This is a genomic window from Scytonema hankhaensis NUACC26, from assembly GCF_045865695.1.
Taxonomy (GTDB): domain Bacteria; phylum Cyanobacteriota; class Cyanobacteriia; order Cyanobacteriales; family Nostocaceae; genus Scytonema.
Map to the genome: position 1 here is coordinate 1 of NZ_BAACAP010000128.1, position 12,815 is coordinate 12,815.

11 protein-coding genes and 1 pseudogene are annotated in these 12,815 nt (G+C 42.2%); 9 read left to right on the forward strand and 3 right to left on the reverse strand.

From position 1 onward, the window contains the following. On the reverse strand, positions 1–581 hold a 581-nt coding region (locus ACKTT2_RS07360), incomplete at its 3' end, for a hypothetical protein (protein WP_407885308.1). A 240-nt stretch (positions 582–821) separates the two neighbouring features. On the opposite strand from ACKTT2_RS07360, the gene ACKTT2_RS07365 reads away from it, so the two are divergent. The 7 genes and pseudogenes from ACKTT2_RS07365 to ACKTT2_RS07395 all read left to right on the forward strand — a co-directional run bounded on the left by ACKTT2_RS07365 (position 822) and on the right by ACKTT2_RS07395 (position 9,524). Further along, positions 822–3,377 carry a TonB-dependent siderophore receptor gene (locus ACKTT2_RS07365; protein ID WP_407885309.1) on the forward strand — a complete coding sequence of 852 codons (2,556 nt, stop codon included), beginning with the start codon at positions 822–824 and terminating at the stop codon, positions 3,375–3,377. Between the two features lie 93 nt (positions 3,378–3,470). Beyond that, the gene (locus tag ACKTT2_RS07370; RefSeq protein WP_407885310.1) at positions 3,471–4,487 is read left to right on the forward strand and encodes an ABC transporter substrate-binding protein; all 1,017 of its coding nucleotides are present in this window, start codon (positions 3,471–3,473) and stop codon (positions 4,485–4,487) included. A gap of 368 nt (positions 4,488–4,855) precedes the next feature. After that, positions 4,856–6,232 (forward strand): XRE family transcriptional regulator, encoded by a 1,377-nt coding sequence (locus tag ACKTT2_RS07375; RefSeq protein WP_407885311.1) that lies wholly within the window; start codon positions 4,856–4,858, stop codon positions 6,230–6,232. A gap of 22 nt (positions 6,233–6,254) precedes the next feature. Next, positions 6,255–6,431 (forward strand): annotated as a pseudogene (locus ACKTT2_RS07380) (hydroxymethylglutaryl-CoA lyase-like TIM-barrel protein); the annotation flags it as partial. A gap of 53 nt (positions 6,432–6,484) precedes the next feature. Continuing rightward, positions 6,485–7,357, forward strand: coding sequence for an ABC transporter substrate-binding protein (locus ACKTT2_RS07385; RefSeq protein ID WP_407885312.1), 873 nt, complete (start codon positions 6,485–6,487; stop codon positions 7,355–7,357). Between the two features lie 317 nt (positions 7,358–7,674). Continuing rightward, a complete protein-coding gene (locus tag ACKTT2_RS07390; RefSeq protein WP_407885313.1) occupies positions 7,675–8,373 on the forward strand; it encodes an ABC transporter permease in 699 nt (232 codons plus the stop codon). Continuing rightward, the gene (locus tag ACKTT2_RS07395; RefSeq protein WP_407885314.1) at positions 8,370–9,524 is read left to right on the forward strand and encodes an energy-coupling factor ABC transporter ATP-binding protein; all 1,155 of its coding nucleotides are present in this window, start codon (positions 8,370–8,372) and stop codon (positions 9,522–9,524) included. Before ACKTT2_RS07390 ends, ACKTT2_RS07395 begins: the two co-directional genes overlap by 4 nt. Positions 9,525–9,857: 333 nt before the next feature. Here ACKTT2_RS07395 and ACKTT2_RS07400 read toward each other — a convergent pair whose 3' ends face one another. Further along, positions 9,858–10,556: a type 1 glutamine amidotransferase gene (locus ACKTT2_RS07400; RefSeq protein WP_407885315.1), complete on the reverse strand. Its 699-nt coding sequence runs from the start codon at positions 10,554–10,556 to the stop codon at positions 9,858–9,860. Between the two features lie 57 nt (positions 10,557–10,613). Then, positions 10,614–11,198, reverse strand: a complete 585-nt coding sequence (locus ACKTT2_RS07405) for a TetR/AcrR family transcriptional regulator (RefSeq protein WP_407885316.1) — start codon at positions 11,196–11,198, stop codon at positions 10,614–10,616. A 27-nt stretch (positions 11,199–11,225) separates the two neighbouring features. On the opposite strand from ACKTT2_RS07405, the gene ACKTT2_RS07410 reads away from it, so the two are divergent. Further along, positions 11,226–11,906 carry a 2OG-Fe(II) oxygenase gene (locus ACKTT2_RS07410; RefSeq protein WP_407885317.1) on the forward strand — a complete coding sequence of 227 codons (681 nt, stop codon included), beginning with the start codon at positions 11,226–11,228 and terminating at the stop codon, positions 11,904–11,906. A gap of 51 nt (positions 11,907–11,957) precedes the next feature. Beyond that, entirely contained in the window at positions 11,958–12,776 is an 819-nt protein-coding gene (locus ACKTT2_RS07415) for an NADPH-dependent oxidoreductase (RefSeq protein WP_407885318.1), read from the forward strand. Positions 12,777–12,815 lie beyond the last annotated feature (39 nt).

Below are 12,815 nucleotides of genomic sequence, written 5' to 3' on the forward strand. Positions count from 1 at the left end.
AAAACCGAAGCAGCAGCCCGTAAATTACTAAACACAGCTTGGTAAGCAGTCACAATCCGATTTGTCATGGTTCGGTTCTGAGCTGCCACAAAGAACTTGTTGGTAAGCGTGCTAATCCTGACTTGGTTCTCCGCATTACCGCGACTGACGAATGGAGTATTGTTGACATCAGCCACAGCAGGCAACTGTTCTTTGGCTATTCCCAGTCTCTTAAGCACCTTACAAAAAACCCTACCTGCAAAGCGACTAGCACAGAAAACCAGAACGTTCATTTGAGGATTGACATATTCAGCTAAAATCCTGGCGTAGGGTTCGATATCTTGACCGCGACAACAGATGAGCACGTTGAGTGGTAGTTTACCACTATTTAGTGCCGCTAACTCATAAATATTATTGGAACAAGCTGCCACTAGATAACTTCCGGGAGAAATCGATCCAATAGAGTGAATGGTTCTTGTCTTGGCAACAATGGAAGAACGGCGAGAGAAAAGGTAAACAGTATATCCTTGAGTACTCAAATAGACAGCTGTTGCTAAGCCAATGTGTCCTCTCCCTACAACCAAGTAGCTAGTCTGTAGCATATGCTAATTAGTTTATCCGAAAATCATCAACATGGAAAACAACATATAACGGGTTTCAACCTGATGAGGTACACCTAATTGTAAGGGTAAACGACTATTCGCCCCTACCAACGTACTTCACTGACTTGCAAACCGCTATAAATAGTTGATTTTTTACTTAATCTTATCTTATACTTTCATCATGTAAATTTTACTTGCGTCTGACAATAATATTGGCGGCTGAATTGGTAGGAAAGTAAAATGATCGATCCTCAGGCTGTATGCAATAGGTGTTTGCTAAGTTTCATAGCGAGTGTTTGGGTTGGTTTTGGTAGTAACCTAGTTAAGCAAGAGCTAACTCTTGGACAGTCCCAGGTAAGAAAAACCTCTGTTCAATCTGCGCTCGCTCAACTTAGTCAAGCCACAATAGATGTATTGTCAGTTATCGATGTGAAGGTAAATACTACTGATAAGGGGATAGAGTTAATTTTAGTGACGGCTAATCCCGAGAAATTGCAAGTTTCACCAAAGACACAGGGTAATTCCTACATTGTAGATATTCCCAATGCCAAGTTACAGCTTGCAGATGGGGAGAGTTTCCGACGGTTAAATCCAGTAGCAGGAGTAACTGAATTAATAGTTGAAAATACTGTTAACAACACCTTGCAACTGACGATTGTAGGTAACCAAAGTCCACCACAGGTGAAGTTGTTTGATAGTGCAACTGAGGGTTTAGTGTTTGAAGTAAGTACAACAGCTTCAACTGCACAGCAACCAACAACTACGCCCGAGCAAAACCAAGAGCCAATAGAACTAGTAGTAACTGGTACCTCAGACACGGGGTCTAGGTATCAGGTTCCCGATGCGACTGTAGGGACTCGGACTAATAGGCGGATACAGGACATTCCTCAATCGATTCAAGTGGTTCCCCGGCAAAGTTGGCAGGATCAAGGAGCCGTTAACACCATTGATGCCTTAAGAAGCGTCGGTGTTAACCAAGCTTTTAATTCGCCGACCAATGGTGATGTCTTTACAATTAGAGGTTTTCAGACAAGCAACATCCTTCGCAACGGTCTTAAGGACTATACAGCAGGAACTATATCAGGACAATCTCAACTCGCCAACATTGAAAGGTTAGAAGTTCTGAGGGGACCAGCTTCTGTCCTTTACGGTCAAGGTAATCCGGGTGGCACGATTAACTTTGTTACAAAACAGCCTCTGAGCGAACCTTACTTTGCCGCCAGTATGAGTTTTGGCAGTTATAGTTTTTATCAACCAACTTTAGATATCTCTGGTCCTCTCAATTCTGACAAAACGCTCCTTTATCGTTTAAATGCTTCCTACATCAGCACAGAAAGTTTTATTGACTTTTTTTACAATCAGCGTTATACAATTGCACCCGCTCTAACTTGGCAAATAAGTAAAAATACGAAACTGACTTTTGAAGGCGAGTTCCGAGACCAGCAGCAGGCCCACAGAACGGGGCTACCTGCTGTAGGAACTGTCTTACCTAATCCAAACGGCAAAATTCCGCTCAATGTTAACACATTAGATAAAGATGCCATAAACAATCGTCGTTCCATGCTGTTGGGCTATAATTTTGAACATCGTTTTAGCGAGCGTTGGTTTTTGGTGAATGCTTTTCATATTAGGTCTATAAGATACAGAACAGATGGTGGCAATCCTGGCTCTCTACGACCCGACAATCGGAGTATAAACCGCACACAGCAAAACTATATAGGAGCGCCTGCTGCCGATGACGAGTATGCTCTAGACAACCATGTGGTAGGTAAATTTAAAACTGGTAGCCTTCAACATGAATTAGTTGCTGGCTTTGATTTGTACAGAAACATTAGTCAGTTCGATCAGACGATGCGTGCTCTTGCTCCTATAGATTTGTTCAACCCTGTCTACAGTCAACCCGTCGGTCGTCTTCTTTCTAGAATTAATCAAAAAACTAAAAACGATCAAATCGGCTTTTATGTTCAAGATATAGTCTCACTTACCAATAACCTTAACTTGGTTCTGGGCGGACGCGGAGATTTTATCGACAATAAAGTTACCAACTTTTTAAATGCAAGTGCCAATCGAAGTCAATCTGACTTTGCATTTAGTCCTCGTGTAGGTCTTGTCTATCAACCTATTCAACCCGTCTCACTCTATGCCAGCTACAGTCAATCCTTCTCCCAAAATCTTGGAACCACGTTTGGGGGTAGTTTATTTAAACCCAGTCGTGGCGATCAATACGAAGTAGGAGTTAAAACTGATTTCCTCAGTGGCAGGCTATCTTCAACCCTTGCTTTGTATCAACTGACTCTATCCAATGTTTTGACGCCCGATCCTAATCGTCCCACCTTTAATATCCAAACGGGGGAGCAACGCAGTCGAGGCATTGAACTCAATGTTACGGGAGAAATCTTACCAGGCTGGAATGTAACTGCCTCCTATGCTTACACGAATGCACGGGTGACAAAGGACAGCAACCTATCTGCTATTGGCAATCGACTCGTGAACGTCCCTGAGAATAGCGCGAGTTTGTGGACAGCTTATACTTTTCCTAAGGGGAATTTGCAAGGGTTAGGATTTGGCTTGGGTCTATTTTACGCTGGCGAACGGCAGGGGGATCTGAGGAACCCGTTTATTGTACCGAGTTATTTACGCGTTGATGCTGCTGTCTACTATCGAATAGATCGCCTTCGCTTCGCGCTCAACCTCAAGAATCTGTCTAATGTTAGATATTTCACACCCCGAAATCTTAACCTTGTTTACCCTGAAGATCCATTTATTGTGGAGGGAACAGTAAGTTGGCAGTTTTGAGAAAGAAAGCTTTATACCCTAGAGAGTCAACTCTGCCTCTTGCACAACTAATACGCGATCGCTCTACCATAACCTGTATCTTCTTCACTATATATGCCAAAGTTCTACTTTATTGTACTGCTCGCGCTCTTGGTGATTTCGGCTTGCAGTTCCTTTGGTCGTCAAATACCGACCCGCGAGCTAGCCGTCATTCCCTCAAGTCAAACATCACCTGTACCTGTCCACGTAGTCCAACACGCAATGGGTCAGACTCTAGTTCCCGTCCATCCTCAACGAGTCGTCGTCATCGATCCGTGGCTAGTGGAAATACCTCTAGCTCTGGGAGTCAACCTGGTAGGTGCTCCGGGTCTGGCTTCAACTCTCCAGGGGCTAGGGTTAGAGGATAAGCACCCCGGTATTGAAGACATTGGCAAGCTTCAAACGCCGCCGAATATGGAGAAGGTTATGACTCTCAAGCCGGACTTGATCTTGGGCACGATTCGGAACCGAGATACTTACAGTTTATGGTCTCACATTGCACCCACGGTTCTGCTTAAGGTACAAAGCAATGGAGACTGGAAACAACCCTTTATGCCAGCAGCAAAAGCTCTAGGAAAAACTGAAAAAGCAAAACGCTTGACTTCTAATTATAACACACGTTTAGCCGAATTTAAACAAAAGATGGGTTCCAGACTCAAAAAGACTGTAGTTTCCGTCGTGCGCCTCGTCCCAGAAACGATTAACCCCTTAACCAAAGGAGCATTCTCTGGAGTCATCTTAGAGGATGCCGATCTAATCCGTCCTCCTTCGCAAAATCTGGATGCTATGGTAACTCAAAAGAAAGCGGACAACCCCGTTGGCTACAATATATCTCCAGAAGTCCTCACCCAGATAGATGGGGATGTCCTATTTATAGTACGCTATGGCTTCAAAGACCCTAGACAGTCAAAGATTGCTGTCCATAAACTTATGGCAGAACCTCTGTGGTCAAAGCTTAATGTTGTTAGGCAGGGTAAAGTCTATGTAGTTGATGATTTTTATTGGCTCACAGGTAGCTATCTATCAGCCAATCGAGTTATTGATGATTTATTTACTTATATCTTGCACCTATTGGAAGAAACCAGGAGTTAACGAATAAAGAGCAAATATTTAGGCTTCAAACGGTTCATTCATCATACAAAATCTAGAAATTTTCTGTAACTATAAATACACTCTAGACAAGAAATACATGGAAAAAAAGTTTGTTTTGGCAATTATTTTTGCCTAATGTATGATAAACTTGCCATAGGAGGAATAGAAAAGCAGTCATCAACTCACAAACAATCAGAAATACTGGCTGCAAAAACAAATATCTTGCAGATATTTTAGTATGTATGTAAAATCACGAAAGCATTCTTCTTGTCTTTCAGCAGAAAAAGCACATACTAGAAGACTTTGCTATTGCCTCAGATCCTTAAGCTTGTCCACTACAGCTTTTAGTAACGGAGAGATACAGCCTCATGAAGCTGGATATCAATATTTGCAACAACCTAAAGTCAATTAGGAATCGCTTAGGCATGAGTCAGCAAGATCTGGCTAATCTGGCTGGTGTTACCCGTCAGAGTATTAGTGGTGTGGAATCGGGACAATATGCTCCTTCTGTTACTATTTGCCTGCGTTTAGCCAAAGCGCTTGGCTGCCAAGTCGAGGACTTATTCTGGATAGAGGAGGATTTACCCAAAGTTGAGGCAATTCTTGCCAAACCAGTGTCCAAAGGATCGCGATCGCGAGTTAGCCTAGCGCGGGTTGGGGATCGATGGATAGCTCATCCCCTCGTTGGAAACAATGCTTTTCGCATCGAAATGATTTCAGCTGATGGTGAGGCAGTTGCAGTGGTGAGTCAATCCGATGCCAAAAGTTGTCATGTAAGTCCTACAGACAGGCTCCGCCAAAGCGCAGTGTCTGAGTCAGCAGAGGAGGATTTCCCTCCGGGCGAACTTTGCCCTGTTACCCACTCCAGTTTGCTCGAGTCAGGACACTCACCCACACAACTGGTTTGCGTTGAGGAACTGGCGAAAGGAAAAGGCATCAGCAAACTGCCAATCTCCGGGTTCCCTTCGGAGATTGAAACACAGAATTACACGGGTACAAATAAAGTTCTGGTAAGGCTTCTGGATGATATAAATAAACTGCACAATACAGTCGCGATCGCTGGTTGTACGCCTGTGCTTTCTCTTTTGGCAAGAGCAACTGAACGTTATCATCCACAATTGCGAGTTCATTATCATTTTGCTCATAGCATGGCAGCATTGCACAGTCTGTGTCGTGGTGAAGTACACATCGCCGGAATGCACTTATACGATCCCCAAACTCAGGAACATAACATTCCTTTTGTACGGGAAGCCCTAGTAGGTAAGAATGCTATCTTGATTACTCTTGGGGTTTGGTCTGAAGGACTCTTAGTCCCACCAAGAAACCCAATGGGGATCAAAACAGTTACCGACTTAGTAGAATTTAGAGCAACTGTTGTCACTCATGAAGCGAGTTCTGGCAGTCGGATGCTTTTAGAACGAAAACTCCAAGAGGAACGAGTGCCATTGGAAACGATGAAAAGATTTGACCGTATTGTTTACAGCCATCAAGATGTTGCTTTATCTATAGTCTCAGGAATTGCCGATGCAGGGATCGGTACGGCATCTATAGCGAATACCTTTGGATTGGGATTTGTCCCATTGCATCAATCGCGATACGACTTGGTGATTCTCAAGGAATACTTGGAAGAATTACCAGTACAGCAGTTTCTCAGCATCTTAGAACATCGGCTAGTCCGATCGCAATTAGAGGTTCTCGGTGGCTATGACACCAGCAAAATTGGAGAAATTGTCGCAAATATTTAGAGTCATGGAGCGGAAATTTACTATGAATAACCATACCATTCAGATTAACGATACGACTTTGCGAGATGGCGAACAGGCAGTAGGTATAGCTTTTAACGTTGAGGAAAAAATTACGATCGCAACTCTTCTGGATTCTATTGGCGTTCAAGAACTGGAAGTTGGCATTCCAGCTATGGGGATTGAAGAAGCAGAATCAGTATTGATTTTATTATGACTTTGTTAGTGCGAAAATCCTATATTTTCAGAGGGTCTATGATTCGGAGAATTTTTATTGCTTGTTGCTTAGCAATTCTGAGTGCTGAAACTAGTCATTTGCTAGTTCAGCTAAAACCAGCAACTGCACAGTCTTCAACAAATCAAAATTTAATTGTGGCAATGACCACTAGCATTGAAGACAGTGGTCTCTTGGATGATTTAGTTCCAGTATTTGAAAAGAAAACAGGATATAGGCTAAAAAAGGTGGCAGTTGGAACTGGACAAGCTTTAGCTCTAGCTGAAAAAGGCGAAGTTGACGCACTATTCGTCAATTCACCTAAAGCCGAACGCAAAGTTTTGCAAGGCGGTGCGGTAAATAATCGACGCTTGGTCATGCACAATGACTTTGTAGTTGTTGGACCAAGTACCGTTGATAAAGCAAAAATACAAGGGAAAAAGAATGCTGTAGAAGCTTTTTCCTCGATCGCCAAAAATCAAGCGTTATTTATTTCACGAGGTGATGACTCAGGCACTAATAAGCTGGAAAAAGATTTATGGAAACAAGCTAATGTCACACCTTCTGGTGCTTGGTATCGGCAAACAGGTGCGGGGATGGCAAAAACTTTGCAAGTCGCCAATCAAAAGCTGGGATATACCTTAGTAGATCGAGCAACGTATATATTTCAGAAGAAAAACCTGTCTTTGCAGGTATTGGTGGAAGGGGACAAGAAATTGTTGAATTTGTATCATGTTATGGAGGTAAATTCACAGAAGTTTCCTAGAGTGAATAGTGCAGGAGCTAAAGCGTTTATTAATTTTGTCTTATCTCCTGAAGGACAAAAACTGATTGCAGCCCACGGAAGAAAAGAATTCGGACAACCACTGTTTTTTGCTGATGGCGGTAAGACAGAGAAAGATTACGGCTTTTAAGTCATACGATTTTGGATTTTAGATTTTAGATTTTGGATTGAGAAAGTCATGCCTAGACTTAATTTTAACCAACTATCTGTCACATTAAACCCTTTTGTGTCGGAATTATTTTTCTTTCTACTCTCTGGTGCGCTCTCTGCGTCTCTGCGGTTTTTTAATCATTAAGATCTCTCCAGAAATGAAGGAGTATCCCCGTTTGATATCGCATTCTTTGTTCAAATTGATATTACAAGTAGGCAGTTTTAGTCAATCATTGGTCGCAAACATTTTTGAAATTGGTATCAATAGCCAATAGTCAACATATTTCAGAGAGACTCGTGAATACAATCATTGATGGAGCTATAAGAGCTCTAGAACTATTAACAAGCGGCGATCGCGACGTTTTCCAGGTAATGATAATGACATTGCTAGTCTCTGGAACAGCGACAGCTATTAGCGTTCTGTTGGGCGTTCCGTTGGGATTATGGTTGGCTTTAGAAGATTTTGTCGGCAAGCAAGTATTGAGTAGCTTGGTTAATTTTGGTATGGGATTGCCACCAGTTGTAGTAGGCTTGAGCGCGAGCTTGTTATTGTGGCGTTCTGGCCCGTTGGGCAATTTCGATCTGATGTATACACCCTCAGCAATTATTGTAGCCCAAGCAATTATTGCTCTTCCAATTGTAGCCGGTTTCAGTTTTGCAGCAATTCTCAGCATTCATCCGAAACTACGCTGGCAACTGCTATCAATGGGGGCGACACCATGGCAAGTCAACTGGTTGCTAATTAAGGAAGCACGATTGGGGTTGATAGCTGCCATTATTGCGGGTTTTGGTCGCGTCATCTCCGAAGTTGGTGCATCAATGATGGTGGGCGGCAATATTAAAGGGCAAACAAGAGTGCTGACTACAGCTATTGTTACGGAAGTAGAAAAAGGTAATTTCGAGACCGCTATGGCGATCGCTTACATTCTACTGATTATCACCTACAGCGTTATAGTATCCCTAACTTTTTTACAACACGATAAGAAAATCCTATGAACATGATGACTCAGTTTCCGTCATTTGTGAATTTGCAATCCTATCCTGTGGCAAGACAGGAAAATCCTAGGAGCATCAACGAGTATGTCCTGAATATGCAGCAAGTTAACGTTGACAGTAAAAAACGTAAAAATATCCTATCAATTGAAAATTTTGCAGTCCGTCCTGGAGAACTTATAGCAGTCCTTGGTTCTAATGGTGCAGGCAAAAGCACCCTGTTAAGGACGATTAATCTGTTGCAGCCTTATCGGGGTCAAATGCAATTATTTGGACAGGATGTAAGTCATGCGAATAAAACACTATTGCGTCGTCGTTCTGCCCTAGTCTTTCAGGAGACATTACTGCTAAATGATACTGTGTTTAATAATGTTGCCAAAGTCTTGGAATTTCGAGGCACACCAGCTAACAAGATTAAGCAAAAGGTATATACAGCACTCGCCACGTTTGGCTGCGAATACCTGGCAAATCGTTCAGCACGCTCCTTGTCCGGCGGAGAAGCAAAGCGAGTTTGTATTGCTTGCGGGTTAGTCGCTGATTCAGAATTGCTGCTTTTAGATGAGCCTTCTGCCTCGTTAGATGTGGGAATACGTGCTGAGATTATTGAGAAAATCAGACAATGGGCGCAAGCGAGGGGATCGGCAGTCATCTTAGTCAGTCATAACTTTACCGACATACTGCATTTTGCAGAAAGGGCAATAGCATTGTTTGATGGCTGTATTGTACAGGATGATGAGTTAGAAATGCTCATACGCCGACCAGCCAACATACAACTTGCCAGAATGGTAGGGATGGATAATATTATTCCGTGTCGGGTAGAACGGGGTAGTCGTGGTTATTTTATTAAGCTCGCAAACAGTATAGAGTTTTTATATCCTGGTGAAGTAAAAACGCCAATCTCTGCCTGTTGTCTGTCCGGTGATGCTTTCTATCTTGATAATACAAGTTCTTCAGTACCACACCAGCCAGGAGTCGTTACTATCAAAGGGTGGGTGGAACGGATTGTACGTGGTATAGGGACTTATACTATTTGGGTTAAGGTAGGGGAACAAACTTTAATCGCCAGAGTGCCTCAAAGTCAGATACTGGGCAATGTCTATTGCCATGAAATGGTTTCACTGGCATTTAATCCTAGAGATGCACATTTTGTTTAGAAAAATTTGTTGTTGGTCATTTGTCGAAAGTAAGGATTTTAGCGTGTTTACGTGTCTTTACATGGTTCTGTTTTTTTCCCCTTATTTACTTAAGCCATTTTTTATAAAGCAAAGGAGTTATAGAAATTCCCACTTTCGTGAGGTACAGAAAAAAGAATTAACCGCAGATGAACGCTGATAGACGCAGATAAATTTGTACCTCAGCAGACTAGGAAACGCTATATAGCAATCCTAAATCATTTAGAAAATTTTCTCTTTCTTTTCTTCGTGCTCTTTGCGTCTTTGCGGTTAATAATTTTTCTCTATTAAATAGGACTACCATATGAATAATAATTAATCAGTCAAATTAGCAAAAAACTCCAAAATTTTACCCATTGCAATGTTTATGTTACTAAAATCATCATCCCGTGCCAGCATTTCTTCCGGTTTCTGAATATATTTGCCCGCCACTAATTCAGAAGCGCAATTTTCAATAATTTGGCGAACACTATCTTTAGTTGATTCTAGGTGAAATTGTAAACCCAGTACTTTCTCACCATAAATGAAAGCTTGATTTGAACAAACTTCATTATAAGCTAATCGTACAGAACCTGGAGGTAAGTCAAAAGTATCACCATGCCAATGAAATACAGTAAAAGACTGAGGGAGTGATGCAAAAACAGGAGAATTTTGTGCTTCCGTTGTTAGTTGAATGGGATACCAACCTATTTCTTTTTCCTGACCTTTGTACACCTTGGAACCTAAAACATCAGCGATTAGCTGTGAGCCAAGACAAATGCCAATAACTATTTTATCCTTCTTAATTGCTTCTGCAATAAATTTTTTTTCCAAAGTCAACCAAGGATACTTATCATCCTCATAAATATTCATTGGACCGCCCATGACTATCAACCAATCTAGGTCATCAACAGATGGTAACGTGTCTCCGTTATAAAACTGAGTTGTAGAAATAATCGCACCCTGCCGTGTCGCCCACTGTTCAATGCTAGCAAGTCCTTCAAATGGCACGTGTTGTAAGTAATGAATTCTCATCGCTTTCCCCCATTGTCTATCAATTCTCTATGATAAACCTTATACAATCCCCGATTTTTACAATTTTGACGCAGTTTGAATTAGCATTGCCGCCGCCTTTTTTGCTTGTGATGCGGTTGACCAACTTCCTTCCATCATTGCCACTACGATCGCACCTTGTACAAGCACAAGCAGTTGTCGAGCTAACTGTTCCGGTGATGAAATTTCTGCGGCTTGAGCAAGGCTTTTGATATAGCGGTAGATCCATTGTTGATGCTCTAATGCCGAGCGATGTCCGGGATGGTCAGGATTAGCTAATTCTACTGAGGCATTTATGAATGCACAACCTCGAAAATCCGGTCCTTCAAACCATTCTCGTAACGCATCAAATATTGCTAGCAGCTGTTCCGAGGGGTGAGAAGCGCGTTGCTCAATCGTGGTTTTAAGCCATTTGCACCATTGTTCATCTTGTTGCCGCAACCAAGCTTCAATCAATGTATCTTTTGATTTGAAATGATTGTAGAGCGACATTTTAGCAACACCAGATTCCGCAATGATTTTGTCAATACCAACGTTCCGAATGCCTTCTCGATAAAACAAGTCTGAAGCTGTATTCAGAATGCGATCGTACACAGATTTACGACTTGCTTTTGGTTTAGTCATTAAAATCCATCCTTTTTATCTTTTCCTATGATGCTTAATTTTCAATCTATTCGTACCACAGCAATGCAAACAGTTCCATATAATTGGGCTTTGATAAAAAATTTGCTCTCAACAGAAACTAGTTTAGAATTAACTGCTAGTTTTCCCCAAGAAGAGTTTCGCCTGTCAGAGGGGGAAGGATACGGGTATCGTTGGGGAAGAATGCTTACCAGAAGCGAAGAGCTTTCCTCTCTGCTTAAATCTAGCGACGAGCGCTGGCGACAGCGTATGGCAGAAGGAAGGCTGACTTGTGACTTGGGACACCTCAGTTATATCTGGCGACAGTTAATAGAAGAATTATGGACAGACTCTTACCGCGAAGCTTTAGAAGAAATGTCTGGATTGGAACTAAAGGACTGTGCAATTGATATTGGATTTCGTCGGTATAATACAGGACATCGGCATCGCCCTCATACAGATGAATCTAACAAAGTTTTAACTCATCTGCTATTTTTCAATCAACAATGGTCTCTAGACTGGGGAGGTTGTTTGCGAATTCTCAAAGATTCGCAACCTGAATCTGCCTTTCAAGATATTCTACCGCTCAGTCATTCTTCAGTTGCGCTCGTGCGTTCTGACAATTCTTGGCATATGGTAACGCCATTAACTTGCCCTGTATCTGAGAGCCGATTGGCTTTACGAGTTGCTTTTTTTCGGAATGTTGCTTAGTTGATAGCTCTTCTGAAATTGTAAAACAGCGTTGGAGTTAAAAAGTTAATCATGACTAATTCTATAGAATTACTGCGATCGCGCTACGGTGAAATTCCTTTTGATGGCGAAATTCCCTGGAATGACTTCCTGAGTACAATATTATCTCACTCTTCAGTTCGGTCTTATTTATCTAACCCTCTACCGCCTTTAACCCTAGAGTTGCTAGTCGCAGCCGCTCAATCTGCTGCTACTTCTGCCAATCTCCAATCTTGGAGTGTGGTAGCGATTGAAGATCGAGAGCGTAAAGAAGAATTATCCAGACTGGCTGGAGGACAAGCCCATATTAAAGAAGCTCCTTTATTCTTGGTTTGGTTAGCAGATTTGGCTCGTGTAGCTCGTGTGGCTGACAGTCGCGGATTATCTCATGATGCTCTGGAATATTTAGAACTGTTGATTAAGGCAATAGTTGATGCTTCAATCGCCGCACAAAATGCCACTCTCGCTGCTGAGTCCCTTGGTTTGGGAACGGGGTATATCGGTGCAATCCGCAAAAGTACTCAAGAGGTAGCAACACTGTTAAATTTACCACCTTTAGTGTTCCCCGTGTTTGGATTGTGTGTGGGTTATCCAAATCCTGAAGCACATACAGCTATTAAGCCACGGTTGCCTCAGTCAGCTGTTTTGCATCGGGAAACTTATAAGTTGGGACAAGATGAGGCGATCGTTCGTTACAACGATATTATGAAAGAATTCTATTCCGAACAAAAGATGGATGTCAAGAGTGATTGGTCGCAACACTCAGCCGAACGCATCGCCACTCTAGAATATTTAAAAGGATGCAAGTATTTGCGTGAAGTTCTTAGTAACCTTGGTTTCAACTTGCTTTAAATTTGATGGCGTTCCTTAAGATGTAGAGGAACACTAGGG